24 protein-coding genes are annotated in these 24252 nt (G+C 54.8%); 12 read left to right on the forward strand and 12 right to left on the reverse strand.

Annotated features, from left to right (window positions below):
* Positions 1-10 precede the first annotated feature (10 nt).
* The 5 genes from hycE to hycI are packed head-to-tail and all read left to right on the forward strand — an operon-like array spanning position 11 to position 3909.
* Positions 11-1720, forward strand: coding sequence for a formate hydrogenlyase subunit HycE (gene hycE, locus FDX09_RS16225; protein ID WP_137347521.1), 1710 nt, complete (start codon positions 11-13; stop codon positions 1718-1720).
* Positions 1721-1729: 9 nt separating this feature from the next.
* The gene (gene hycF / locus FDX09_RS16230; protein WP_038633082.1) at positions 1730-2272 is read left to right on the forward strand and encodes a formate hydrogenlyase subunit HycF; all 543 of its coding nucleotides are present in this window, start codon (positions 1730-1732) and stop codon (positions 2270-2272) included.
* A complete protein-coding gene (hycG, locus tag FDX09_RS16235; protein ID WP_003037388.1) occupies positions 2272-3039 on the forward strand; it encodes a formate hydrogenlyase subunit HycG in 768 nt (255 codons plus the stop codon). Before hycF ends, hycG begins: the two co-directional genes overlap by 1 nt.
* A complete protein-coding gene (locus FDX09_RS16240) occupies positions 3036-3446 on the forward strand; it encodes a formate hydrogenlyase maturation HycH family protein (RefSeq protein WP_003037385.1) in 411 nt (136 codons plus the stop codon). The genes hycG and FDX09_RS16240 overlap by 4 nt, the downstream gene beginning before the upstream one ends.
* Positions 3439-3909 carry a hydrogenase maturation peptidase HycI gene (hycI, locus tag FDX09_RS16245; RefSeq protein ID WP_038633079.1) on the forward strand — a complete coding sequence of 157 codons (471 nt, stop codon included), beginning with the start codon at positions 3439-3441 and terminating at the stop codon, positions 3907-3909. The genes FDX09_RS16240 and hycI overlap by 8 nt, the downstream gene beginning before the upstream one ends.
* A 45-nt stretch (positions 3910-3954) precedes the next feature.
* Here the strand turns inward: hycI and FDX09_RS16250 are convergent, their stop codons facing one another.
* The 3 genes from FDX09_RS16250 to ascF all read right to left on the reverse strand — a co-directional run bounded on the left by FDX09_RS16250 (position 3955) and on the right by ascF (position 7279).
* Positions 3955-4206, reverse strand: a complete 252-nt coding sequence (locus tag FDX09_RS16250; protein ID WP_038633077.1) for a SymE family type I addiction module toxin — start codon at positions 4204-4206, stop codon at positions 3955-3957.
* A 171-nt stretch (positions 4207-4377) separates the two neighbouring features.
* Positions 4378-5802, reverse strand: a complete 1425-nt coding sequence (locus tag FDX09_RS16255) for a 6-phospho-beta-glucosidase (RefSeq protein WP_137347522.1) — start codon at positions 5800-5802, stop codon at positions 4378-4380.
* Between the two features lie 22 nt (positions 5803-5824).
* Positions 5825-7279: a PTS cellobiose/arbutin/salicin transporter subunit IIBC gene (gene ascF / locus FDX09_RS16260; protein WP_087856227.1), complete on the reverse strand. Its 1455-nt coding sequence runs from the start codon at positions 7277-7279 to the stop codon at positions 5825-5827.
* 263 nt (positions 7280-7542) lie between these two features.
* Between ascF and FDX09_RS16265 the strand changes: the two genes are divergently transcribed.
* The 3 genes from FDX09_RS16265 (at position 7543) to hypF (ending at position 11631) form a co-directional block, all read left to right on the forward strand.
* Positions 7543-8556, forward strand: a complete 1014-nt coding sequence (locus FDX09_RS16265; protein ID WP_137347523.1) for a LacI family DNA-binding transcriptional regulator — start codon at positions 7543-7545, stop codon at positions 8554-8556.
* A 145-nt stretch (positions 8557-8701) separates the two neighbouring features.
* Positions 8702-9247, forward strand: coding sequence for an electron transport protein HydN (gene hydN, locus FDX09_RS16270; RefSeq protein ID WP_003037366.1), 546 nt, complete (start codon positions 8702-8704; stop codon positions 9245-9247).
* Between the two features lie 143 nt (positions 9248-9390).
* Positions 9391-11631, forward strand: a complete 2241-nt coding sequence (hypF, locus tag FDX09_RS16275) for a carbamoyltransferase HypF (protein WP_137347524.1) — start codon at positions 9391-9393, stop codon at positions 11629-11631.
* 140 nt (positions 11632-11771) lie between these two features.
* Here the strand turns inward: hypF and norW are convergent, their stop codons facing one another.
* Both norW and norV read right to left on the reverse strand, forming a co-directional pair.
* The gene (gene norW / locus FDX09_RS16280; RefSeq protein WP_137347525.1) at positions 11772-12905 is read right to left on the reverse strand and encodes an NADH:flavorubredoxin reductase NorW; all 1134 of its coding nucleotides are present in this window, start codon (positions 12903-12905) and stop codon (positions 11772-11774) included.
* A complete protein-coding gene (gene norV, locus FDX09_RS16285) occupies positions 12902-14350 on the reverse strand; it encodes an anaerobic nitric oxide reductase flavorubredoxin (RefSeq protein WP_085048871.1) in 1449 nt (482 codons plus the stop codon). The genes norW and norV overlap by 4 nt, the downstream gene beginning before the upstream one ends.
* Positions 14351-14537: 187 nt before the next feature.
* Here norV and norR point away from each other — a divergent pair, with 187 nt between their 5' ends.
* Complete coding sequence (norR, locus tag FDX09_RS16290) at positions 14538-16055, forward strand: nitric oxide reductase transcriptional regulator NorR (protein ID WP_085048872.1); 1518 nt, start codon at positions 14538-14540, stop codon at positions 16053-16055.
* Here the strand turns inward: norR and gutQ are convergent.
* The 7 genes from gutQ to srlA all read right to left on the reverse strand — a co-directional run bounded on the left by gutQ (position 16052) and on the right by srlA (position 21020).
* Positions 16052-17017, reverse strand: coding sequence for an arabinose-5-phosphate isomerase GutQ (gutQ, locus tag FDX09_RS16295; protein ID WP_038633059.1), 966 nt, complete (start codon positions 17015-17017; stop codon positions 16052-16054). The two genes, norR and gutQ, sit on opposite strands and share 4 nt — an antisense overlap.
* Positions 17010-17783, reverse strand: coding sequence for a DNA-binding transcriptional repressor (locus FDX09_RS16300; protein WP_006687181.1), 774 nt, complete (start codon positions 17781-17783; stop codon positions 17010-17012). Before FDX09_RS16300 ends, gutQ begins: the two co-directional genes overlap by 8 nt.
* Before the next feature lie 71 nt (positions 17784-17854).
* On the reverse strand, positions 17855-18214 hold the full coding sequence (gutM, locus tag FDX09_RS16305; RefSeq protein ID WP_038633053.1) for a transcriptional regulator GutM: 360 nt from the start codon (positions 18212-18214) through the stop codon (positions 17855-17857).
* Positions 18215-18315: 101 nt separating this feature from the next.
* Positions 18316-19095, reverse strand: coding sequence for a sorbitol-6-phosphate dehydrogenase (srlD, locus tag FDX09_RS16310; RefSeq protein WP_006687183.1), 780 nt, complete (start codon positions 19093-19095; stop codon positions 18316-18318).
* A 17-nt stretch (positions 19096-19112) separates the two neighbouring features.
* The gene (gene srlB, locus FDX09_RS16315) at positions 19113-19475 is read right to left on the reverse strand and encodes a PTS glucitol/sorbitol transporter subunit IIA (RefSeq protein ID WP_038633050.1); all 363 of its coding nucleotides are present in this window, start codon (positions 19473-19475) and stop codon (positions 19113-19115) included.
* A gap of 13 nt (positions 19476-19488) precedes the next feature.
* Positions 19489-20460 (reverse strand): PTS glucitol/sorbitol transporter subunit IIB, encoded by a 972-nt coding sequence (locus tag FDX09_RS16320; protein ID WP_085048874.1) that lies wholly within the window; start codon positions 20458-20460, stop codon positions 19489-19491.
* Positions 20457-21020: a PTS glucitol/sorbitol transporter subunit IIC gene (srlA, locus tag FDX09_RS16325; RefSeq protein WP_003825953.1), complete on the reverse strand. Its 564-nt coding sequence runs from the start codon at positions 21018-21020 to the stop codon at positions 20457-20459. The genes FDX09_RS16320 and srlA overlap by 4 nt, the downstream gene beginning before the upstream one ends.
* A gap of 265 nt (positions 21021-21285) precedes the next feature.
* Between srlA and mltB the strand changes: the two genes are divergently transcribed.
* The 3 genes from mltB to recA all read left to right on the forward strand — a co-directional run bounded on the left by mltB (position 21286) and on the right by recA (position 24213).
* Complete coding sequence (gene mltB, locus FDX09_RS16330; RefSeq protein WP_038633043.1) at positions 21286-22365, forward strand: lytic murein transglycosylase B; 1080 nt, start codon at positions 21286-21288, stop codon at positions 22363-22365.
* Between the two features lie 193 nt (positions 22366-22558).
* Positions 22559-23056 (forward strand): nicotinamide-nucleotide amidase, encoded by a 498-nt coding sequence (gene pncC / locus FDX09_RS16335; protein WP_003037333.1) that lies wholly within the window; start codon positions 22559-22561, stop codon positions 23054-23056.
* Between the two features lie 92 nt (positions 23057-23148).
* Positions 23149-24213, forward strand: coding sequence for a recombinase RecA (gene recA, locus FDX09_RS16340; protein WP_137347526.1), 1065 nt, complete (start codon positions 23149-23151; stop codon positions 24211-24213).
* Positions 24214-24252: the final 39 nt, after the last annotated feature.

Here is a 24252-nt window from a genome sequence, read left to right on the forward strand (position 1 = left end):
GAGTTTGAGCATGTCTGAAGAAAAATTAGGTCAACACTATCTCGCCGCTCTGCACCAGGCCTTTCCGGGCGTGGTGCTGGATGAAGCCTGGCAGACCAAAGATCAGCTGACGATCACCGTCAAGGTGAACTACCTGCCGGAAGTGGTTGAGTTCCTGTACTACAAACAGGGCGGCTGGTTGTCCGTGCTGTTTGGTAACGACGAACGTCAGCTGTGCGGCCATTACGCCGTTTATTACGTGATGTCGATGGAGCAGGGCACCAAGTGCTGGATTACCGTCCGCGTTGAAGTGGATGCCAATAAGCTGGAATTCCCATCCGTTACGCCACGTGTTCCGGCAGCCGTCTGGGGCGAGCGTGAAGTGCGCGACATGTACGGTTTGATCCCGGTCGGTTTGCCGGATGAACGTCGTCTGGTGCTGCCGGATGATTGGCCGGACGAGCTGTATCCGCTGCGTAAAGACAGTATGGATTATCGTCAGCGCCCGGCGCCGACCACCGATGCTGAAACCTACGAGTTCATCAACGAACTGGGCGACAAGAAAAATAACGTGGTGCCGATTGGCCCGCTGCACGTGACCTCCGATGAACCCGGTCACTTCCGTCTGTTTGTTGACGGCGAGAACATCATCGACGCCGACTATCGTCTGTTCTATGTCCACCGCGGCATGGAGAAACTGGCGGAAACCCGTATGGGTTACAACGAAGTGACGTTCCTGTCGGACCGCGTGTGCGGCATCTGCGGTTTTGCCCACAGCACCGCCTATACTACCTCCGTAGAGAATGCGATGGGTATCGTGGTGCCGGAACGCGCGCAGATGATCCGCGCCATTCTGCTGGAAGTGGAGCGCTTGCACTCGCACCTGCTGAACCTCGGCCTGGCCTGTCACTTCACCGGTTTTGATTCCGGCTTTATGCAGTTCTTCCGCGTGCGTGAAACGTCGATGAAGATGGCGGAGATCCTCACCGGGGCGCGTAAAACTTACGGTATGAACCTGATCGGCGGTATCCGTCGTGACCTGCTGAAAGACGATATGATCCAGACCCGTCAACTGGCGCAGCAGATGCGTCGTGAGGTGCAGGAACTGGTCGATATGCTGCTCAGCACGCCGAACATGGAACAGCGTACCGTGGGTATTGGTCGTCTGGATCCGGAGATCGCCCGCGACTTTAGTAACGTCGGTCCGATGGTTCGCGCCAGCGGTCACGCGCGTGACACCCGCGCCGATCACCCATTTGTGGGTTATGGTTTGCTGCCGATGGAAGTGCACAGCGAGCAGGGTTGCGACGTCATTTCTCGTCTTAAAGTCCGTATCAATGAAGTCTATACCGCACTAAACATGATCGACTTTGGTCTGGACAACCTGCCGGGCGGCACGCTGGCGGTGGAAGGCTTTACCTATATTCCTCACCGCTTCGCGCTGGGCTTTGCCGAAGCGCCGCGCGGCGATGACATCCACTGGAGCATGACCGGCGATAACCAGAAACTGTATCGCTGGCGCTGCCGTGCGGCGACCTACGCCAACTGGCCAACGCTGCGTTACATGCTGCGTGGCAACACTGTTTCCGATGCCCCGCTGATTATCGGTAGCCTCGATCCTTGCTACTCCTGTACTGACCGTATGACCGTGGTCGATGTGCGTAAGAAGAAGAGCAAAGTCGTACCGTACAAAGAACTTGAGCGCTACAGCATCGAGCGTAAAAACTCGCCGCTGAAATAAGGAATCGCCATGTTTACCTTTATCAAAAAAGTCATCAAAACCGGGGCGCCGACGTCGTCGTATCCGCTGGAGCCGATTGCGGTCGATAAAAATTTCCGCGGTAAACCCGAGCACAATCCGCAGCAGTGCATTGGCTGCGCGGCCTGTGTCAATGCGTGTCCATCCAATGCGCTGACGGTTGAAACCGATCTGGTTACCAATGAGCTGGCGTGGCAGTTCAACCTCGGTCGCTGCATCTTCTGCGCCCGCTGCGAAGAAGTTTGCCCGACGGCGGCGATCAAGCTGTCGCAGGAATATGAGCTGGCGGTATGGAAGAAAGAAGATTTCCTGCAGCAGTCTCGCTTTTCGCTGTGTAACTGCCGCGTCTGTAACCGCCCGTTCGCGGTACAAAAAGAGATTGATTACGCCATTGCGCTGCTCAAGCACAACGGTGACAGCCGCGCGGAAAACCACCGTGAAAGCTTTGAGACCTGCCCGGATTGTAAGCGCCAGAAATGTCTGGTGCCGTCTGACCGTATTGAACTGACTCGCCATATGAAAGAGGCCAGCTGATGAGCAATTTATTAGGCCCACGTGACGCCAACGGTATTCCGGTACCGATGACGGTGGATGAATCCATTGCCAGCATGAAAGCATCGCTGCTGAAAAGCATCAAGCGTTCAGCGTATGTTTATCGTGTGGACTGCGGCGGCTGCAACGGCTGCGAAATCGAAATTTTCGCCACGCTCTCTCCGCTGTTTGATGCTGAACGCTTTGGTATCAAAGTGGTACCGTCGCCGCGTCATGCGGATATCCTGCTGTTTACCGGCGCGGTAACCCGCGCGATGCGTTCTCCGGCGCTGCGCGCCTGGCAGTCTGCGCCGGATCCGAAAATTTGTATCTCTTACGGCGCCTGCGGTAACAGCGGCGGTATCTTCCACGACTTATACTGCGTATGGGGCGGCACGGATAAAATCGTTCCGGTGGACGTGTATATTCCTGGCTGTCCGCCGACGCCTGCGGCAACGCTGTACGGTTTTGCGATGGCGCTGGGTCTGCTGGAACAGAAAATTCATGCGCGTGCGCCAGGTGAACTGGACGAACAGCCCGCTGAAATTCTGCATCCGGATATGGTTCAACCGCTGCGTGTGAAGGTGGACCGCGAAGCTCGCCGTCTGGCGGGTTACCGCTACGGTCGCCAGATTGCTGATGACTATATGACGCAGTTAGGGCAGGGTGAACATCAGGTGGCGCGCTGGCTGGAAGCGGAAAACGATCCGCGTCTGACCGAAATCGTCACGCATCTTAACCATGTAGTCGAAGAGGCGCGTATCCGATGAGTGAAACGGTGGTGTTCAGTCAACTGAGCCGTAAGTTTATTGATGAGAACGATGCGACGCCCGCAGAGGCGCAGCAGGTTGTCTATTACAGCCTGGCGATTGGTCACCACCTTGGGATCATCGATTGCCTGGAAGCGGCGTTAACCTGTCCGTGGGATGAATATCTGGCGTGGATAGCCACCCTTGCCGAGGGCAGCGAAGCCCGGCGGAAAATGGAAGGCGTGCCGAAGTATGGCGAGATCGTCATCGATTTCAACCATGTGCAAATGCTGGCGCGCGCGTTTGATGATGCGCGCGCCGTGCAGACTCCGCAGCAGCAGGAGTGGAGCAAGCTGATGCTCAGCATGCTGCATGATATTCACCAGGAAAGCGCCATCTATCTGATGGTGAGGAGACACCGTGACTGACGTTTTACTTTGTGTCGGCAACAGCATGATGGGCGATGACGGCGCGGGTCCGCTACTGGCGGAAATGTGCGCTGCCAATCCTCAGGGCAACTGGGTTGTCATCGACGGCGGCAGCGCGCCGGAAAACGATATCGTCGCTATCCGTGAACTGCGCCCGCAGCGTCTGTTGATAGTGGATGCCACCGACATGGGGTTAAACCCGGGTGAAATCCGCATTATCGACCCGGATGATATTGCTGAAATGTTCATGATGACCACCCACAACATGCCGCTGAACTATCTGGTCGATCAGCTAAAAGAGGATGTTGGCGAGGTGATCTTCCTCGGCATTCAGCCGGATATTGTCGGTTTTTATTACCCGATGACGCAGCCGATCAAAGATGCGGTCGAGACCGTCTATCAACGATTAGCCGGATGGGAAGGCCACGGTGGATTTTCCGGGTTAGAAGCGCCAGAAGAGTAACCTTACCAGCGCCGGATGCCAGTGGCATCCGGCCTGTTTTGAGCCTCACACACTCTGTTCTTCACTTGCCTGCTCGATAATTAATTTCCCCTGCATCACCGAAACATTCACTGCCGTCCCGGTAGGGAATCCCGCTTGTTCCAGCCAGTCGCCGTTCAGCGTTAGCGAGGCATGCCGACTGATACGGAGCGTGAAACCCGTGTTACGATCTTCATGGCGTTTTCTGACATAGCCCACTTTCAAACGACGTACGGGTTTGGTGATAACCACTGCTGTTGTGCCATTTTCATCAGACATAAACGCTTCCTTGTGGTGAACGGATAAGAGAAAAACTACTGAATAAAATGCCAGTAAAAATGCGCAAGGGCAAACCGGAAACTGGAAAGAAGATTCCACATTTGGAATGCAATTCATGAAATGAAAATAGGTGATTCTGCCGGAGGATTACAAAACCTTCCGGCTGGGGAATTACGCCAGATCGGCCCCGTTACTGGCGATCACTTTTTTGTACCACCAGAATGATTTTTTGCGGGTACGCGCCAGCGTGCCTTGGCCCGCATCGTCCCGGTCTACATACACAAAACCGTAACGCTTGCTCATCTCGCCGGTTGAGGCGGAAACCAGATCGATGCAGCCCCAGGTGGTGTAACCCATTAGCGGCACACCATCTTCAATGGCGTCAGCCATGGCGCGGATGTGTTCGCGTAAATAGCGAATGCGATAGTCGTCATTGATCTCGCCGTTGGCATCCATTTCATCTTTCGCCCCCAGCCCGTTTTCCACCAGAAACAGCGGCTTCTGATAACGGTCATACATCATATTCATCGTGATGCGCAGGCCAAGCGGATCGATACCCCAGCCCCATTCGCTGGCGGCAATGTACGGATTACGCAGTGATTTCACTACGTTGGCAGCGCTGGTGTTGCCAGTATTCATGTCAGCGGAGGCGCAGCGTGATGCGTAATAGCTAAACGAGACGAAATCGACGGTGTTCTTCAGGATGTCGTCATCTTCCGCGGCTTTTTCTATCGTCACGCCCTTTTCGCGAAACACCCGGGCGGAGTAGGCGGGATAAGCCCCGCGCGCCTGCACATCAATAAAGAACAGGTTTTCGCGGTCTTTTTCCAGCGCGGTCCACACATCTTCTGGTTTACAGGAATAAGGATAAAAATTACCGCCCGCCAGCATGCAACCGACCCGGTTTTGCGGATTCACTTCATGGGCGATTTTCGTCGCCAGGGCACTGGCAACCAGTTCGTGGTGGGCGGACTGATATTTCACCTGATCCTGATTTTCCCCCTCTTCAAACACCAACCCAGCCCCTGAAAAAGGGCTGTGCAGCATGATGTTGATTTCGTTGAACGTCAGCCAGTATTTCACCAGACCGTCAAAGGCTTCGAAGCAGGTGCGGGCGTAACGGGTAAAGAACTCCACCATTTTGCGGTTCCGCCAGGAGCCGTACTCGGTAACCAGATGCATGGGCACATCGAAGTGACATAGCGTGACTAACGGCTCAATACCGTATTTTTTACACTCGGCAAAAACGTCCCGGTAAAACGAGATACCTTCTTCATTAGGCGCCAGTTCGTCGCCGTTAGGGTAGAGACGACTCCAGGCTATTGAGGTGCGAAAAACCGTAAACCCCATTTCCGCCATCAGCGCAATATCTTCTTTATAGCGATGATAAAAGTCGATCGCCTGATGGCTGGGATAAAATTCGTCATCCTGAAGCGTAAAGCGCTTCTCCTGACCCAGTTTAACGGGCATCCGATGTTCGCCGTGGGGGATCATATCGACGGTGGTCAGCCCTTTGCCGCCTTCCCGGTATGCCCCTTCAGACTGGTTGGCGGCCAGCGCGCCGCCCCATAAAAATCCTTGCGGAAAAACAGACATAGTTAACCTCAGTTCATGCCAGTCAAATGCTGGCTCCATTGATATTGCCCGCTTGTGCGGCCTGATTTTTTCTGGCCTGCGCGGCAGCATCTTCGACAGGAATATCTTCAAAGCCGAGAATCAGTGTTAATACAAAGGAAAGCACGACCGCCAGCGCCATCACGCCAAACACCCAGACAATGGTCATCGGATTAGCCGGATCGAAAAACTGGACGCTGGTGAACAGGCCAGGGGCCGCCATGGAATGACTCGCCAGTCCAGCCATACCGGCAACGGCACCGCAGATAAAACCGCTGATTAGGCTCGCAATCAGTGGGCGTTTCAGACGGATCGCCACGCCGTACAGCGCGGGTTCGGAAATGCCTGCCATGATGGCTGAAGCGGCGGCCGCTAACGCTGTCTGACGCAGTTCCGGGTTTTTGGTTTTCCATGCCACCGCCAGCGATGAACCGCCCAGCGACAGATTGGCGCCGATTTCAGAGGGCATCACCATGCCTTCTTTACCGGTTTCGGCAATGGTCTGGATAATGGTGGGCGTAAACACGCGGTGCATACCCGTCATCACCAACAGCGGCCACAATGCGCCCATAATGGCGACCGACAGCCAGCCGAGATAGCCGTGAATGGTATAGACCAGCGCTGAAATTGCGCTACCGATCCAGATACCAATCGGGCCGATTAAAACGATCGCGAGCGGGGCGGCGATCAGCACGATCAGCATCGGTTTGAGGAAGTTTTTGGTCACTGCCGGCGTGATACGATCCACCCAACGTTCGATATATGACAGACACCAGGTCATGACCAGTGCCGGGATCACGGTGTAGGTGTATTTGACCGCCGTCACCGGGATCAGGGCGAACTCAACGTGCTCACCCTGCGCGGCTTTTGCCATCAGATCGATAAAACTGGGATGGACCAGCACACCCGCAATAGCAATTGCCAGCGACATGTTGGTTTTGAATTTGATGGCTGCCGAAGCGGCGACCATCAGCGGCAGGAAGAAAAATGCGCCGTCGCCGATAACGGTCAGAATGGTGAGGGTGGACGATCCTTTTACCAGCACGCCGGTCATTTCCAGAACCATTGCCAGCAGTTTGAGCATTGATCCACCGATAATTGCCGGGATCAGCGGTGACATCGTGCCGATCAGCGCATCGAGGATCCCCGCGCCAATCCGTTTCAGCGTCAGCCGGGGTTTGGTTTGCGGCTCAGCAGGTTGCATGTTGGCAGGTAGCAGGCTGACAACTTCGCGATACGCCTGCGAAACGGTGTTGCCGATGATCACCTGACACTGATTATCGTTACGTACTACGCCCAGCACGCCAGGGAGCGTTTTCAGCGTCGCGCTATCGACCTGCGCATCATCTTTGATAACGAAACGCAAACGGGTCATACAGTGGGTCACTGCTGTGATGTTGTCGACGCCTCCCAGAGCCGTCACAACGGAGCGCGCCAGCGCTGCATAATTCTTGGACATCGGATTTAATCCTGTTTTATCAGTAGGGTACGTTATGTTTTATCCGTTTGCGCAGGTCACGTTTCTGAGTTGATGAAACTCAGATAGGAAACCGGTTCCACAAAATAATGTTTAATTTATATTCATTAAACAAGAATTAATTTTTATTGTTTTTATAATTGTGATGATGATCACCAGATGTCAGGCGCCGCGTTTTAGCAGCGAGGACAGCGGCGAAACGGTGCAGTACACTGCGTCACATTAAGAGCAAAGGGATGAGTACTATGACCACGATGCTGGAGGTGGCGAAGCGGGCCGGGGTGTCGAAAGCGACGGTTTCCCGGGTGCTTTCCGGGAACGGTTACGTCAGCCAGGAAACCAAAGACCGTGTGTTTCAGGCCATTGAAGAGAGTGGTTACCGCCCTAATTTACTGGCGCGCAGCCTGGCGGCGAAGACCACGCAGACGCTGGGTCTGGTGGTGACCAATACTCTTTATCATGGCGTCTATTTCAGCGAGCTGCTGTTTCACACCGCGCGGATGGCGGAGGATAAGGGGCGCCAGTTGTTGCTGGCTGATGGTAAACATAGCGCAGAGGAAGAGCGTCAGGCGATCCAGTACTTACTCGACCTGCGCTGTGACGCGATTATGATCTATCCGCGTTTTCTCAGCGTGGATGAAATAGACGAGATCATTGACGCGCACGCCCAGCCGATTATGGTGCTTAATCGACGGCTGCGTAAAAACAGTAGCCACAGCGTCTGGTGCGATCAAAAACAAACCAGCTTTAACGCCGTTGCGCAGTTGATTGCCGCCGGGCACCAGGAGATTGGTTTTATTACCGGCTCGATGGATTCGCCTACCGGCGTGGAACGACTCTCAGGCTATAAAGACGCGCTGGCTGCGCATGGCATTTCGCTAAATAATGATTTGATTGTCAAAGGAAAGTGGACGCCAGCCTGCGGTGCGGCGGGCGTTGATACCTTGCTTTCACGCAAGATCAATTTTACCGCGCTGGTGGCCAGCAATGATGATATGGCGATAGGCGCGATGAAGCAGTTGCATGATCAGGGTATCCGTGTGCCTGCCCAGGTGTCGGTGATTGGTTTCGATGATATCGCCATCGCGCCATACACTATTCCGGCGCTTTCCAGCGTCAAAATTCCGGTGACGGAAATGATCCAGGAAACGATTGGTCGCCTGATATTTATGCTGGGTGACGGGGCATTTACGCCGCCAAAAATCTTCACCGGGGAACTCATTCAGCGCGATTCTGTTGCGCCATACGTTTCGCGCTGACGGCTGTCATTTGTCATCGTCACTAGTGACGATGACACACCATTCTTACATCCATCAAAATAAAAACCCTTTAATAACAGTGCATTAAAATTTGGCACGATTCGTGAATGCTTCGGCAGATAATCTGTCATTGCTGGAGAAATTGATGAACCGTTTCATCATTGCAGACGCCAATAAATGCATTGGTTGCCGTACCTGTGAAGTGGCCTGCGTAGTATCCCATCAGGATAACCAGGACTGCGCATCGCTGACCCCTGAAACCTTTTTACCCCGCATTCACGTCATCAAAGGCGTTAACGTCTCCACGGCGACGCTGTGCCGCCAGTGTGAAGACGCGCCGTGCGCTAACGTCTGTCCAAACGGTGCAATCAGCCGTGATAAAGGCTTTGTCCATGTGATGCAGGAACGCTGCATTGGCTGTAAAACCTGCGTGGTGGCGTGTCCTTATGGGGCAATGGAAGTTGTCGTGCGTCCGGTTGTGCGTAACAGCGGCGCGGGCCTGAACGTTCGTGCAGAAAAAGCCGAAGCCAACAAGTGCGACCTGTGCCACCACCGCGAAGCGGGTCCTGCCTGTATGGAAGTCTGCCCGACTCACGCGCTGATTTATGTGGATCGCAATAAGCTTGAGCAACTGAGCGCTGAAAAACGCCGCCGCGCGGCGCTGGACTCCACCGCATCTTTGCTGTTCTGATCGCTAAAAATCCGCGTAAAATACGGTAGTACTTATGCCGGATGGCGGCTTCGCCTTATCCGGCCTACTTTTCGCATTCACGTAGGCCTGATAAGCGTAGCGCCATCCGGCAAACCGGGATAGATGACTGCGGGAAGGACATAATGACAATCAACAACCACTCCGGCGTACAACTGCGTATTCGCGGCAAGGTACAGGGCGTCGGGTTTCGCCCCTTCGTCTGGCAACTGGCGCAGCGCCTGCAACTGCATGGCGACGTGTGCAACGACGGTGACGGTGTGGTGGTGCGCTTACAGGAAGATCCGGCGGAGTTTATTGCGCAATTACATCAACATTGTCCGCCGCTGGCGCGCATTGATAGCATTGAGAGCGAACCATTCGCCTGGACGCAGCTGCCTGCCGATTTCTCGATTCGCCAAAGTGCAGGCGGTACGATGAATACGCAAATTGTCCCGGACGCCGCGACTTGTCCCGAATGCCTTGTTGAAATGAACACCCCCGGCGAACGTCGCTATCGCTACCCCTTCATCAACTGCACCCATTGTGGCCCGCGTTTTACGATTATCCGCGCCATGCCGTACGACCGTCCGTTTACCGTGATGGCGTCCTTCCCTCTCTGTGCGCAATGCGATACAGAGTATCGCGATCCCTATGACCGTCGCTTTCACGCCCAACCCGTTGCCTGCCCGCAATGTGGTCCACATCTTGAGTGGCTAAGCGCGGGTGAGCGAGCGGAAAAAGAAGAGGCGCTGCAGGCGGCGGTAGCGTTGCTAAAAGCGGGCGGCATTGTCGCTGTGAAAGGCATTGGCGGTTTTCATCTGGTCTGCGATGCGCGAAATGATAATGCTGTGGCGCTGCTCCGGTTGCGTAAACATCGCCCGGCTAAACCGTTGGCGGTGATGTTGCCTGCTGACGACGGACTGCCTGAAGCTGCGCTTCGTCTGTTAACCACCCCTGCCGCACCGATCGTGTTGGTGCAAAAACGCTATGTAGCGGCATTGAGCGAGGGAATAGCGCCAGGGTTAACGGAAGTTGGCGTTATGCTGCCAGCGAATCCGTTGCAGCATCTCCTGTTACAAGAGATGCAGTGCCCGCTGGTAATGACCTCCGGCAACCTCAGCGGCAGGCCGCCAGCCATTACCAACGCGCAGGCGCTGGAAGATTTACGCGAGATTGCCGACGGTTTCCTGCTGCATAACCGCGAAATTGTGCAGCGTATGGATGACTCCGTGGTGCGTGAAAGTGGGGAAATGCTGCGCCGCTCGCGGGGTTACGTGCCGGATGCGGTCGCGTTGCCGCCGGGTTTTCGTGACGTGCCGCCGATGCTGTGTTTAGGCGCGGATCTAAAAAATACCTTCTGTCTGGTGCGTGGCGAACAGGCGGTTATCAGTCAGCATTTGGGCGATCTCAGCGATGACGGCATCCAGCAGCAGTGGCGTGATGCGCTGCGCCTGATCCAGAATATTTATGACTTTACGCCACAGCGTATCGTGCATGATGCTCACCCCGGCTATGTTTCCAGCCAGTGGGCCAGTGAGATGAATCTGCCGACCGAAACGGTGCTGCATCACCATGCGCATGCTGCTGCGTGTATGGCTGAGCACGGTTGGCCGTTGGACGGTGGAGACGTTATCGCTCTGACGGTAGACGGTATCGGCATGGGAGCAAACGGCGCACTGTGGGGCGGAGAGTGTTTGCGGGTCAACTATCGTGAATGCGAACACCTGGGCGGCTTACCCGCGGTCGCGCTGGCGGGCGGCGATCTGGCGGCAAAGCAGCCGTGGCGTAACCTGCTCGCGCAGTGTCTGCGTTTTGTCCCTGACTGGCAGCGATTCCCGGAAACATCGGCGCTGCAACAGCAAAACTGGAACGTGCTGGCACGCGCCATTGAGCGGGGGATCAATGCGCCGCTGGCGTCATCGTGCGGACGGCTGTTTGATGCCGTTGCCGCCGCGCTCCAGTGCGCACCGACTTCGCTGAGCTATGAAGGCGAGGCCGCCTGCGCGCTGGAGGCACTGGCATCGCAATGTGAAGGCGTTGAGCATCCGGTAACAATCCCCTTGCAAGGTAATGAGCTTGACCTGGCTGTTTTTTGGCAGCAATGGCTGAACTGGCAGGGGGCGCCTGCGGCAAGAGCGTGGGCGTTTCATGATGCGCTGGCGTGTGGGTTTGCCACGCTGATGCGTGAGCAGGCTGAAGCGCGTGGCGTTAAGACGTTAGTATTCAGCGGTGGCGTGATGCATAACCGTTTGTTGTCATCGCGGCTGGCATTTTATCTGGCTGATTTTACCTTACTGTTCCCGCAGCGTTTACCGGCGGGTGATGGGGGATTATCGCTGGGGCAGGGCGTGATTGCCGCGGCGCGCTGGTTGGCGCAAAAATAAAAAAAAGCCCCGGGACTGGCGGGGCAAGAAAAACATGTCGGGGCATACCGACAAGTGGCAACGCACGTCCATGTGCGTGAGGTTAATAAATCAGTAGCAGCATTGCCGGATAAGGCGCGGCGCCATCCGGCACCACAGACTTACAAGGGCAATGTTTTCAGCAGCGCAAAGGCCTCTTTCATCCGGTCTTCACTGACCACAAACGCACATAGCTGGCCTTCGTCGTTCATTCCTCTGGCCACCATACCTTGCGCTTCCGCGGCAATATGCCAGTTCAGATCGCGCCGCTGGGTTTCCCCCGCCAGATGCAATGGCAGTTCCGGCGTTTTAACTTTTACCAGCATGGCAGGCAGCTTCAGCGGAGCATTGCCGCCGAGCAGGTTTTTCGCCAGATACATGGCGCTCAGTTGAATCGGCTGCAGGAACGGCAGCACCTGACCGTTAATTTCCGCGCAGTCGCCGAGGGCATAAATGTCCGGGTGGCTGGTTTGCAGATAGCTGTCGACGCAGACGCCACGATTAATGCTCAATCCGGCACGACGCGCCAGCGCCGTTTCCGGGCTCAGACCGGTGGCGGCGATCACCGCATCGACTTCTACGCGGCGACTACGATCGAGCGTGGCGCGAATACCCGATTCAGTTTTTTCCAGACCCTGAAGTTGTGATTTCAGCAGCAGATGCACACCCATATCGGTCAGACGATGCTGTAAGCGACTGCTGACTTCCGGTGGCATCAGCGAGGCCAGAATGCTGGCGGCGTTGTCGATAAGTGTTACCGCTTTACCGGCACGACAAAAATCCATCGCCAGCTCACTGCCAATCAGACCGCCGCCGACAATGAGTACCCGCTGGGCATCACGCAGTGGCGTTTCACAGGCGCGGTATTCTTGCTGACTGTTCAATGTGAGCATTAACTCACGTCCGGTGACTGGAGGCACAAAGGCTGAAGCCCCCGTCGCCAGCACCAACTTGTCGTACTGCCACTGTTGGTCCTGACTTTTCACGATGTGGGCATCGGTGTCGATGTCGGTCACCCAGGTGTAGGGGAACAGGCGCAAATTAAACTGTTCGGCAAACTCCCCCGCCGACTGGCGGGTGAGGTCGTCTGCACGCTGTGCCTGACTGATAACGTGGCTGAGATCGGGCTTGTTGTACTCATCCATGCTGTCAGCGGCAATCAGGGTCAACGGAACAGTTGCATCCTGTTTACGGATATTTTTGACTAACTGGCGGGCGGCGAAGCCCGAACCAATAATGACAATTCCGTGGCTCATTTTGCCTCCGTTGCCAGTACGTCGAAGACGTCTTTACCTAATGAACATTCCGGGCACAGGAAGTTATCCGGCACATCGCTCCATGGGGTACCTGGCGCGACATCCTGCAACGGTTCGCCTTTTGCTGGATCGTAAATCCACTGGCACACGCTGCACTGCATGCTTGGGCCGAGGTCAGCCGCAGCCGCAGCGGCACAAGCGCACTCTTCTTCTTTGGTTGTCGCTTTGACGGTCGTTTCCGGTAGCGGAGCAAGCGCCCACTGACGTGCAATTTCACGACCGTGCTGACGACACAGTTCCAGCGCATCCAGATCCGGACGCCATTTCGCCTTCAGGCTAAGCGACATCTCAAAACCGGCATCTTGTAAACGGGTGGACAGGCGGTCAACTGCGCCGCCGCTCCAGCCGTGAGAACCAAAGGCGCTGGCGCGTTTGTTACGAAAACGCAGGCCGGTCATCTCTTCCACCAGTCCGGCGATTTTCGGCATCATCACGTTGTTCATGGTGGAAGTACCGACCAGTACGCCTTTAGAACGGAAGACGTTGGTTAGGACGTCGTTTTTGTCGCTACGGGCGACGTTAAAGATTTTCACCGCCACGTTCGGGTCAACTTCGTTGATGCCCTGGGCAATGGCGTCCGCCATCATGCGGGTGTTGTTGGACATGGTGTCGTAGAAGATGGTGATGCGGTCTTCCTGATAATCGGCCGCCCATTTCAGGTACAGCTCAACGATCTGCGTTGGGTTGTCGCGCCATACCACACCGTGGGAGGTGGCAATCATATCGACCGGCAGGTTGAAGCCGAGGATCTCAGTGATTTTCGGCGTCACCAGACGGCTGAACGGGGTCAGGATGTTGGCGTAGTAGCGTTGGCATTGTTCGAACAGTTCGGTCTGGTCAACTTCATCATTGAACAGACGTTCGTCGCAGTAATGCTGGCCGAAAGCATCGTTACTGAACAGTACCGCATCGCCGGTCATGTAGGTCATCATGCTGTCAGGCCAGTGCAGCATCGGCGTTTCAACAAAGATCAGTTGTTTGCCGTTGCCGATGTCCAGAGAATCACCGGTTTTCACCACGTTGAAGTTCCACTCCGGATGATGGTGGTGGCCGGTGATGGAATCAATCGCGTTAGCGGTGCAGTAAATTGGCGTGTCCGGGATGCAGGACATCAGTTCGGTCAGCGCACCGGCGTGATCTTCTTCCGCGTGGTTAATGATGATGTAGTCGATATCCGCGAGGTCAATTTCACTGCGCAGGTTCTGCACGAATTCACGGCTAAACTTATGGTCTACTGTATCGATCAGCACGTTTTTTTCTTCACGGATGAGATAGCTGTTGTAGCTGCTACCGCGCAGCGTTTTGTATTCAGTGCCGTGGAAATCTCGCACTTCCCAGTCACGTTGGCCAACCCAATGAATGTTATTTTTAACCAGAATAGACATAGCAACCTCAATTAATTCAGCGTTTTTCTAAAAAGATATTTTGTTAATTGCAGGTTGTGTGCCAACTTTTTAATTGTTTGATTTTTAATGATTTATTATTTAGTGCCTATAAAGTGGTAGTCAAAATGACTGTTTATTTTATTGTCAATATGACAATATGAATTGTCAAAATGACAATGAGGTTGCCATGAGCTTTTCAGTAGATGTGCTGGCGGGTATCGCCATTGAATTACAAAGCGGTATCGGTCATCAGGACCGTTTTCAGCGCCTGATCACGACCTTGCGCCAGGTGCTGGAGTGCGACGCATCGGCACTGCTGCGCTACGAGTCGCGACAGTTTATCCCGCTGGCTATCGATGGCCTGGCGCAGGATGTCCTCGGCCGCCGCTTCACGCTGGAGGGACATCCGCGGCTGGAGGCGATTGCCCGCGCCGGGGACGTGGTACGTTTTCCTGCCGACAGCGATCTGCCCGATCCTTATGACGGGTTAATCCCGGGTCAGGAGAGCCTGAAAGTGCATGCCTGCATCGGGTTGCCGCTGTTTGCCGGACAAAATCTGATTGGTGCGTTAACGCTGGATGGCATGGAGCCCGATCAGTTCGATGTCTTCAGCGATGAAGAGCTTAGGCTAATTGCCGCTCTGGCTGCGGGGGCGCTGAGTAATGCGTTGCTGATTGAACAACTGGAAAGCCAGAATATGCTGCCGGGTTCGTCGACGGCTTTCGAGCAGGTGACGGAAACCCAGATGATTGGCCTGTCGCCCAATATGATGCAGTTGAAAAAAGAGATTGAGATTGTGGCAGGGTCCGATCTCAACGTACTGATCAGCGGCGAAACCGGGACCGGGAAGGAGTTGGTAGCCAAAGCGATTCATGAAGGTTCGCCGCGTGCGGTGAATCCGCTGGTGTATCTCAACTGCGCGGCGTTGCCCGAAAGCGTGGCGGAAAGTGAACTTTTTGGTCACGTAAAAGGGGCTTTTACCGGGGCTATCAGTAATCGTAGCGGTAAATTTGAAATGGCGGATAACGGCACGCTGTTTCTCGACGAGATTGGCGAACTCTCGCTGGCGTTGCAGGCCAAGCTGCTGCGCGTATTGCAGTATGGCGATATTCAGCGCGTAGGGGACGATCGCAGCCTGCGCGTTGACGTGCGCGTACTGGCGGCGACCAATCGTGATTTACGAGAAGAGGTGCTGGCGGGGAATTTTCGCGCGGATCTGTTTCATCGTCTGAGCGTTTTTCCCCTTTCCGTGCCGCCACTACGTGAGCGCGGCGAAGATGTAGTGCTGCTGGCAGGCTATTTTTGCGAGCAATGTCGGCTGCGGCTGGGACTTTCCCGCGTTGTGTTAAGCCCCGGCGCGCGTAATCATCTGCTGAGTTACGGCTGGCCCGGAAACGTGCGCGAGCTGGAACATGCCATTCATCGGGCGGTTGTGCTGGCAAGGGCTACCCGGGCAGGGGATGAGGTGGTGCTGGAGGCACAGCATTTTGCCTTGCAGGATGAAAGCCCTGTACCGCAGCCGGACGTCGTGGCAGAGATCCCGCAGCATCACAATTTGCGTGAGGCAACGGAGTCATTTCAGCGCGAGATGATCCGCCGGGCCTTGGCGCAAAATAACCACAATTGGGCGGCAAGCGCGCGGGCGCTGGAAACAGACGTCGCCAACCTGCACCGGCTGGCGAAACGCCTGGGGCTGAAGGATTAGATAATACCGGCCTGATAGAAATCCTGCAGGTTGATAGCGCCGGTGAGTTTCCCGTTTTCATCTACCACCGGTGCGGCAGTGATTTTGCGTTTCATCAGGATCTCTTTGGCGTCAATCGCGCGGCTCTGTGCCTGCAGCGTAATGCCATTATGGGTCATTGCTTCGCTAACCTGCGTGGTGAGCGCGCCGCCGCCAACCAGCCAGCGGCGCAGGTCGCCGTCAGTGAAGACGCCTTTCACCAGTGACGCGTCATCACAGACAGCCACCAGACCAAGACCCGTGCGGCTGAGTTCCAGCATCGCGTCCATGACGCTGGTGGTCAGCGTTACCTGCGGAATGGCATCGTCACGGCGCATCAGGTGATGCACTTTATTTAACAGACGAGCGCCCAGCGCGCCGGCCGGATGCGAGCGGGCAAAATCTTCTTCGTTAAAGCCGCGCGCCTGCATCACGGCGATTGCCAGCGCGTCGCCCATCATCAGCGTGTTGACGGTGCTGGAGGTCGGCGCCAGGCGCATTGGGCAGGCTTCACGTTCAACAGAAATATCCAGCACGGCTTTGGCCGCCAGGCCCAGCGGCGAGGTTGGTTTTCCGGTCATGGCCAGCAGGGCGACGGATTTGTCTTCCAGGCGCGGAATGATGAGATCCAGCTCTTTCGCGCCGCCGGAGTAAGAGATAAACAGCATCACGTCGCGGCTTTCAATCATGCCTAAGTCGCCATGCAGCGCTTCCGCCGGATGCACAAAAAAGGCAGGGGTGCCGGTACTGGCGAGGGTCGCAGCAATTTTTTTGCCAATATGGCCTGATTTGCCAATCCCGGAGACAATGACTTTGCCTTCACAGTGGATGATAGTATTGGCGGCGCGGACAAAATCATCGCCCAGTCGCTCCGGCAGTCGACTGGCTTCCTGCAGTTCCAGCATTAACGTCTGACGGCCCGCGTTCAGTAGTGCATCACTCATTGGTTTCTCCGGTTATGATTACTTCAATCCCTTTTGCTTCCAGCGCCTGACGAAATGCAGGGTCTATACCTGCATCGGTAATCAGCTTGTCAACGCTTTCCAGACTGCACACAACATTAGGGCTTTTACGCCCAAATTTTGAGGAGTCAGCCATCAGAATCACTTCGCGAGCGGCATTGCACATCGCTTTACTGACGCTAAAGACCTCATTAAAGGTGGTCACGCCGGCATTGAGGTCAATACCGTCGGTCCCCATGAAGAGTTTATCAAAGCTGAATTGCTCAAAGGCGTTTTCTGCCAGTTGACCGTGAAATGACGCAGATTTTTTGCGAAAGGTCCCGCCAGGCATCAGGATGGTTTGCTCGTTGTCCAGCTCCGAAAGGGCATTAACAATGTGCAGACTGTTGGTCATGACGGTGATGTTGCTAAAGCGGGTAAGCATTGGCACCATCTGCAATACGGTGCTGCCCGCATCCAGAATGATGGAGTCGCCATCATGGATATAACGGACGGCGGCTTCAGCGATCTGCTCTTTTTTATGCGTGTTAATTAGGGTTTTGTGATCGATGGGCGGGTCAGATTCATCTTTGTTCAACACTACGCCGCCATAGGTACGAATGACGGTTCCAGCATTTTCCAGAATGACCAGGTCTTTGCGAATGGTTGTGCCGGTCGTGTCAAAGTAGTGGGCCAGTTCTTCAACCGAGCATTTTCCCTGCTTTTGCAGGTGCTCCAGTATGGCAGCCTGACGCTGACGAGGTTTCATAGGCGTGATTACCCTGACTTATTTAGGTTGCAAAATGATAATTTCGCAAGCTATTAGCATTCACAACGAAATTACCCATGTTTCAGTTTAAGCGCCAATGATAGTGCATTCTGCGCTAACGGATCATGGGGAAAGATCACATCAGGCTGTAAATCATCAAGATGTTTGCCCATTATGGTGGCAATTTTGCCGGGTCTGGCGAATACGGTAAGACCTTTCATAAATAACGTATCGGTAACCCGCTGTTGCTCATCAAGCGCGATGGCGACGACCACGCGCGGTTTAAACCGTCCGCCGGAACGACCCACGCCCACCCGACCCCGCTGACAAAGTTTATCGAACGCGCGGTTAAAGCGGGATATTTGCCAGCCACCAAGCGCCAGTTGCAGGCACCAGGCGATGGCGGCGACGGTAATCAGTGCGGAAACCATACTGCGCTCCTTTGATTTTGCCGGATGACGGCTGCGCCTAATCCGGCCTACATAATATTCGTAGGCCCGGTAAGCACAGCGCCACCGGGCAGTCATACCTCTTAGAACATCACCTGACCGCCGGTGACGTTAATCGATTGTCCGGTGCAGTAAGAGGCTTTCGAACTGGCATAAAACAGCAGCATGTTCAGCACGTCCTGATAATCGCAGCCGCGTTTGAGCGGAACCTTATCAATGTAATACTGCTCTACTTCATCCGGCTTAAGGCCCAGTTTGGTAGCGTACTGCGGTAATAATGACTGGAACATCGGTGATTTCAACAGGTTGCCGAGCATCAGCGAATGGACGGTAATCCCGTATTCCGCCAGATCCAGCGCCAGCGATTGGGTTAAACCCACGCCGCCGAATTTTGCCGCGCTGTAGCCCGAATTGTGTTTACTGCCTACTTTCCCTGATTTGGAGTTGATCTGGATAATGCGTCCCTGGACGCCATCGCGGATCATCAGGCGTGAGAATTCACGGGCGCAGAGGAAGTAACCGACCAAATTCACCTGCAGCGAGCGGTCGAAATCCCCAAGCTGAAAGTCGCTGATAAACGCGGCTTTAGCGATACCCGCGCTGTAAACCAGCAGGTCGACGCGACCAAATATTTCATCCACTCCGCGTGACAGTGCCAGCACGCTCTGTTCGCTGGTGGCATCAGCGCCAAAACCGTACGCTGTGCCTGCGCCAAACTCGGCGTTAATCTCCTGCGCGACGTTGGCGGCTTTATCGCTTTGAATATCCACCACCGCGACGCGGTATCCTTCTGTCGCAAGCCCACGGCAAAGGAACGCTCCCAGGGTCTGGCCTCCACCAATGACAACGGCAACCTGATTCATCTTTTTCTCCTTCAATCTTAAGCAACAAACTTCAAAATACAGCCCGGCGCGATATCGTCCGGTACAGGGCCCGCCACATGTACGGTGCCAGGGAATTCCGCTTCGCTGAGTCCGTCAAAACGTAGGGTGATATGCCCCAGTTCACGTAAGTTTTGTTCCGCCACGCTGCCAACGGCGGTGACCGGGTAGTGATGCTGGCCCAGTTCAAACTGGATCCCGGCGTGCAAAGAACCGTTCAGATCGCCGTGGCAATGGATGAAGCAAAACTCTTCAATATCCGCTGGCGCGCCTTCACGAAAGGTAATTAACATCTGGTCGCAAAGTGCGTCCGGGGCGCTTTGGCCGATGCGGGTGATGGTGGTTTGATAAATCACGGTCATTTTTGAGTGCCTCTTATTGGTAAATAAAGCCGGATACAAACCAGGCGATGAGAACGGTAGGCGCGCCGGTCAGGAAGCGGCTTACCAGGACGGATGGCACGCCGACGCGGACCGTGTCCTGACGCGCTTCGGCCAGCGATAACCCCACGGGAATAAAGTCGCATGCGGCTTGCGCATTAATGGCAAACAAGGCCGGTAGCGCCAGATGGGGAGGGATGTTCCCCAGGCCAATCTGTACGCCGATCAGCACCCCGATAACCTGGGCGATGACCGCACCAGGGCCGAGGAAAGGTGACAGCAGCGGGAAAGAGCAAATCAGCGCCAGCGTCACCAGTCCCAGCGGGTGGCTGGCGAGCGGTGCGAGTCCATGGGCTATCCAGTCTCCCAGACCAGAAGCCATGATGATGCCGATCAGCGCCGAGACGAACGCCATAAATGGCAGAATGGTTTTCAGAACGGTATCAATAGTGTCGCGACCGGCCTGGAACAGGACAGCAACGGCCGATCCCATGCCCATCCCGACTTTTGCCAACAGACCATCGCTTTGTTCAGTAATCTTTTTACTGGCGTCGTAATCGCGACCAATCGTGCTGCTTGCAGGTTGCGGCGCAATGGATGCTTCACCGACAACGGTAATGTTTTCTTCTTTCACGCCAGAGACATAGATATCTTCGACAATGTACTGGGCCAGCGGACCGGATTTCCCCGTGGCGTGAATATTTACCGTGGGTATACGACGTTTGGGATAGATCCCACAGCGCAGCGTGCCGCCGCAGTCGATGATCGCCACGCCAATTTCACTCTCCGGCGGTTCGCCCTCTTTGAAACCATCAACGGCCTGCCAACCGGTCAGATTCGCCAGCGTGTCGACAATCGCAGGGCGAGTCCCGGCAGTGATATAGACAATTTTCTTGCCCGGTACGGCATCCAGTTCAAGCGGGCCGCCCCAGCCGCCGGTGCCTTTTTCAATACGAATACGCGTCATGATGTTGCTCCCGCCAGATGAACTTTCTGCTCAAGTTGAATGCCCATTTTTTTCTCGAAAATGGCGGTGGTGAAATCGGTTACCCAGCCGCGGAAGAAGTTGGTGACCAGACCGACCAGCAAATAGCTCACCGCCAGCGGGCCAAGCGGTAGGCCCAGCGTCGTCAGGCCGCTGGCGATACCGAGATAGACAAACAGCTCGCCGGGGTTGATGTGCGGGAATAAGCCATTCATGGAATGGCAGCTATAAGAGGCCGCAGCGTAGTAGCTGGGCTTGTACTTTTCTGGCATAAAGCGCCCCAGGCTTAGCGTCATCGGATTACAAAACACAAATGTGCCGATGCACGGCAGCAGCAGATAGCGGGACAGTGGGTTTCCGGCGCAGCGCTGAGCAAAACGTTCAATACGCTGCTGGCCGATAAAGTTAATCAGCGCATTCATGATGACCAGCAGGCTAATCAGCAGGGGAAGAATACCGGTCACCATGCCGGTAAACACCTCTCCGCCTTTCTGGAACAGCCCGATAAACCACTCAGCACCGAGTGTGATGGTGTCGATCATTATTCTCTCCTGTAGGGTTTTTTAGTTATCTTACCAAACGGAAACTAATTTTAATCAGATCGAAAGATTTAAAAGTGTTATTTTGATCTCAAAATGAAAGGTAAATATTTTATTTTGAAAGTTATTGCGTAAGCGCTCGCAAATATGACGGTCGGAAGTGCAAGAGGGGGGAAATTCTGTGAAGCAGAGCGACTACTGCTTCCTTGTATGGCTGAGGATGCTTTACCATACTTCTCCCAGGCTGAATTTGTTTAATGGATGTCTCATGTTCAAGCGTCGTTATGTAGCGTTACTTCCCCTTTTCGTATTGCTTGCTGCCTGTAGCAGCAAACCTAAACCTTCAGAGACTCAAACGACTACGGGTACGCCATCCGGCGGTTTCCTGCTTGAGCCACAGCACAATGTCATGCTAACGGGCGGCGATTTTGCCAATAACCCGAACGCGCAACAGTTCATCGAGAAGATGGTGAACAAGCATGGCTTTGATCGCCAGCAGTTGCAGGAGATCCTGTCTCAGGCCAAGCGGCTGGACTCGGTATTGCGTTTGATGGACCGTCAGGCGCCGACGACTCAACCTCCAGCCGGACCTAACGGCGCGTGGCTGCGTTATCGCAAGCAGTTCATCACGCCGGACAACGTGCAAAACGGCGTGGCCTTCTGGAATCAATATGAAGATGCCCTGAACCGTGCGTGGCAGGTCTACGGCGTGCCACCGGAAATCATCGTCGGTATTATTGGCGTAGAGACGCGCTGGGGCCGCGTGATGGGCAAAACGCGAATTCTGGATGCGCTGGCGACGCTGTCCTTTAATTATCCTCGTCGTGCGGAATACTTCTCTGGCGAACTGGAAACTTTCCTGTTGATGGCGCGAGATGAAAGTGATGATCCGCTCGATTTGAAAGGTTCCTTCGCCGGTGCGATGGGCTACGGCCAGTTTATGCCGTCTTCCTATAAAGAATATGCGGTCGATTTCAATGGCGATGGGCACATTAATCTGTGGGATCCGGTTGACGCCATCGGTAGTGTGGCGAACTATTTCAAAGGCCATGGCTGGGTGAAAGGCGATACGGTCGCGGTGCCGGCGAATGGTCAGGCGCCTGGGCTGGCGAACGGCTTTAAAACCCAGTACAGCATTTCACAGCTTGCCGCCGCGGGTCTGACGCCGCAGCAGTCGTTGGGGAATCATCAGCAGGCCAGCCTGCTGCGCCTGGATATTGGCACCGGTTATCAGTACTGGTACGGGCTGCCAAACTTCTACACCATCACCCGCTACAACCACAGTACCCACTACGCGATGGCGGTGTGGCAATTGGGTCAGGCGGTAGCGCTGGCGCGCGTACAGTAATCGCTCCAACCGGCCTACAGATAAGATATTGCTTGTAGGCCGGATAAGATGCTCTGACATCGCCATCCGGCGGGTCTTATTTTGCAACGGATCAATTTTTGGAATCCCCCTCGTAAAACGTTCTCCCCATCCCCACATTGGTTGTGAAAGTGCTATCTTGTGCGGCATATTTTTTTAACTGACAGAGGCTGAAATGACCGACAGTGAACTGATGCAGTTAAGCGAGCAGGTTGGCCTGGCGCTGAAAGCGCGCGGGGCGACCGTTACGACGGCGGAATCCTGCACCGGCGGTTGGGTGGCCAAAGCCATTACGGATATTGCCGGCAGTTCCGCCTGGTTTGAACGCGGGTTCGTGACCTACAGCAATGAAGCCAAAGCGCAGATGATTGGCGTGCGCGAAGAGACGCTGGCCCAGCATGGCGCGGTGAGTGAGCCTGTCGTCGTGGAAATGGCGATTGGCGCGCTAAAAGCGGCCCGCGCGCATTTCGCGGTCTCGATCAGCGGTATTGCGGGGCCGGATGGCGGCAGTGAGGAAAAGCCTGTGGGTACGGTATGGTTTGCCTTTGCCAGCGCAAGCGGCGAGGGGATTACCCGCCGGGAATGTTTCAGCGGTGACCGCGATGCGGTACGTCGGCAGGCGACTGCCTATGCGTTACAAACCCTGTGGCAACAATTTCTACAAAATACTTGATACTGTATGAGCATACAGTATAATTGCCTCAACAGAACATTATCTTTCACGTTTCGCGGTTTACCCCGAAAGCGGCATGACAGGAGTAATTAATGGCTATCGACGAAAACAAACAGAAAGCGTTGGCGGCAGCGCTGGGTCAGATCGAAAAGCAATTCGGTAAAGGCTCCATCATGCGCCTGGGTGAAGACCGTTCCATGGATGTGGAAACCATCTCCACCGGTTCGCTTTCTCTGGACATCGCATTGGGCGCGGGCGGTTTGCCAATGGGCCGTATCGTCGAAATCTACGGGCCTGAATCTTCCGGTAAAACGACGCTGACGCTGCAGGTTATTGCCGCCGCTCAGCGCGAAGGTAAAACCTGTGCGTTCATTGATGCGGAACACGCGCTGGATCCCGTCTATGCCCGTAAGCTTGGCGTTGATATCGACAACCTGCTGTGTTCCCAGCCGGATACCGGTGAACAAGCGCTGGAAATCTGTGATGCGCTGGCGCGTTCCGGTGCGGTTGACGTTATCGTTGTCGACTCCGTGGCGGCGCTGACGCCGAAAGCGGAAATCGAAGGCGAGATTGGCGACTCTCACATGGGGCTTGCGGCGCGTATGATGAGCCAGGCGATGCGTAAGCTGGCCGGTAACCTGAAGCAGTCCAACACGCTGCTGATTTTCATCAACCAGATCCGTATGAAAATTGGCGTTATGTTCGGTAACCCGGAAACCACTACCGGTGGTAACGCGCTGAAATTCTATGCCTCCGTGCGCCTGGACATTCGCCGTATTGGCGCAGTGAAAGAGGGCGACAACGTGGTTGGTAGCGAAACCCGCGTTAAGGTCGTGAAAAACAAAATCGCCGCGCCGTTTAAACAGGCTGAATTCCAGATTCTGTACGGTGAAGGTATCAACTTCTATGGTGAACTGGTTGACCTGGGCGTGAAAGAGAAGCTGATTGAAAAAGCCGGTGCATGGTACAGCTATAACGGTGAGAAAATCGGTCAGGGTAAAGCGAATGCGACCAACTGGCTGAAAGAAAACCCGGCAACCGCAAAAGAGATTGAGAAGAAATTGCGCGAGTTACTGCTCAATAACCAGGATTCAACGCCAGATTTCTCCGTTGATGACGGTGCTGCAGACGTAGCAGAAACGAACGAAGATTTCTGATAATCTGTTTTACATCGCATACAGTAAAGGGCTGCATAT

Source organism: Citrobacter sp. wls717 (assembly GCF_005280955.1).
GTDB lineage: Bacteria > Pseudomonadota > Gammaproteobacteria > Enterobacterales > Enterobacteriaceae > Citrobacter > Citrobacter werkmanii.

What these genes read in the sequence shown, in the direction of transcription:
- hycE (WP_137347521.1), top strand. Translation starts at nt 11, where the DNA reads ATGTCTGAAGAAAAATTAGGTCAACACTATCTCGCCGCTCTGCACCAG.
- hycF (WP_038633082.1), top strand. Translation starts at nt 1,730, where the DNA reads ATGTTTACCTTTATCAAAAAAGTCATCAAAACCGGGGCGCCGACGTCG.
- hycG (WP_003037388.1), top strand. Translation starts at nt 2,272, where the DNA reads ATGAGCAATTTATTAGGCCCACGTGACGCCAACGGTATTCCGGTACCG.
- FDX09_RS16240 (WP_003037385.1), top strand. Translation starts at nt 3,036, where the DNA reads ATGAGTGAAACGGTGGTGTTCAGTCAACTGAGCCGTAAGTTTATTGAT.
- FDX09_RS16250 (WP_038633077.1), bottom strand. Translation starts at nt 4,206, where the DNA reads ATGTCTGATGAAAATGGCACAACAGCAGTGGTTATCACCAAACCCGTA.
- FDX09_RS16255 (WP_137347522.1), bottom strand. Translation starts at nt 5,802, where the DNA reads ATGTCTGTTTTTCCGCAAGGATTTTTATGGGGCGGCGCGCTGGCCGCC.
- ascF (WP_087856227.1), bottom strand. Translation starts at nt 7,279, where the DNA reads ATGTCCAAGAATTATGCAGCGCTGGCGCGCTCCGTTGTGACGGCTCTG.
- FDX09_RS16265 (WP_137347523.1), top strand. Translation starts at nt 7,543, where the DNA reads ATGACCACGATGCTGGAGGTGGCGAAGCGGGCCGGGGTGTCGAAAGCG.
- hydN (WP_003037366.1), top strand. Translation starts at nt 8,702, where the DNA reads ATGAACCGTTTCATCATTGCAGACGCCAATAAATGCATTGGTTGCCGT.
- hypF (WP_137347524.1), top strand. Translation starts at nt 9,391, where the DNA reads ATGACAATCAACAACCACTCCGGCGTACAACTGCGTATTCGCGGCAAG.
- norW (WP_137347525.1), bottom strand. Translation starts at nt 12,905, where the DNA reads ATGAGCCACGGAATTGTCATTATTGGTTCGGGCTTCGCCGCCCGCCAG.
- norV (WP_085048871.1), bottom strand. Translation starts at nt 14,350, where the DNA reads ATGTCTATTCTGGTTAAAAATAACATTCATTGGGTTGGCCAACGTGAC.
- norR (WP_085048872.1), top strand. Translation starts at nt 14,538, where the DNA reads ATGAGCTTTTCAGTAGATGTGCTGGCGGGTATCGCCATTGAATTACAA.
- gutQ (WP_038633059.1), bottom strand. Translation starts at nt 17,017, where the DNA reads ATGAGTGATGCACTACTGAACGCGGGCCGTCAGACGTTAATGCTGGAA.
- FDX09_RS16300 (WP_006687181.1), bottom strand. Translation starts at nt 17,783, where the DNA reads ATGAAACCTCGTCAGCGTCAGGCTGCCATACTGGAGCACCTGCAAAAG.
- gutM (WP_038633053.1), bottom strand. Translation starts at nt 18,214, where the DNA reads ATGGTTTCCGCACTGATTACCGTCGCCGCCATCGCCTGGTGCCTGCAA.
- srlD (WP_006687183.1), bottom strand. Translation starts at nt 19,095, where the DNA reads ATGAATCAGGTTGCCGTTGTCATTGGTGGAGGCCAGACCCTGGGAGCG.
- srlB (WP_038633050.1), bottom strand. Translation starts at nt 19,475, where the DNA reads ATGACCGTGATTTATCAAACCACCATCACCCGCATCGGCCAAAGCGCC.
- FDX09_RS16320 (WP_085048874.1), bottom strand. Translation starts at nt 20,460, where the DNA reads ATGACGCGTATTCGTATTGAAAAAGGCACCGGCGGCTGGGGCGGCCCG.
- srlA (WP_003825953.1), bottom strand. Translation starts at nt 21,020, where the DNA reads ATGATCGACACCATCACACTCGGTGCTGAGTGGTTTATCGGGCTGTTC.
- mltB (WP_038633043.1), top strand. Translation starts at nt 21,286, where the DNA reads ATGTTCAAGCGTCGTTATGTAGCGTTACTTCCCCTTTTCGTATTGCTT.
- pncC (WP_003037333.1), top strand. Translation starts at nt 22,559, where the DNA reads ATGACCGACAGTGAACTGATGCAGTTAAGCGAGCAGGTTGGCCTGGCG.
- recA (WP_137347526.1), top strand. Translation starts at nt 23,149, where the DNA reads ATGGCTATCGACGAAAACAAACAGAAAGCGTTGGCGGCAGCGCTGGGT.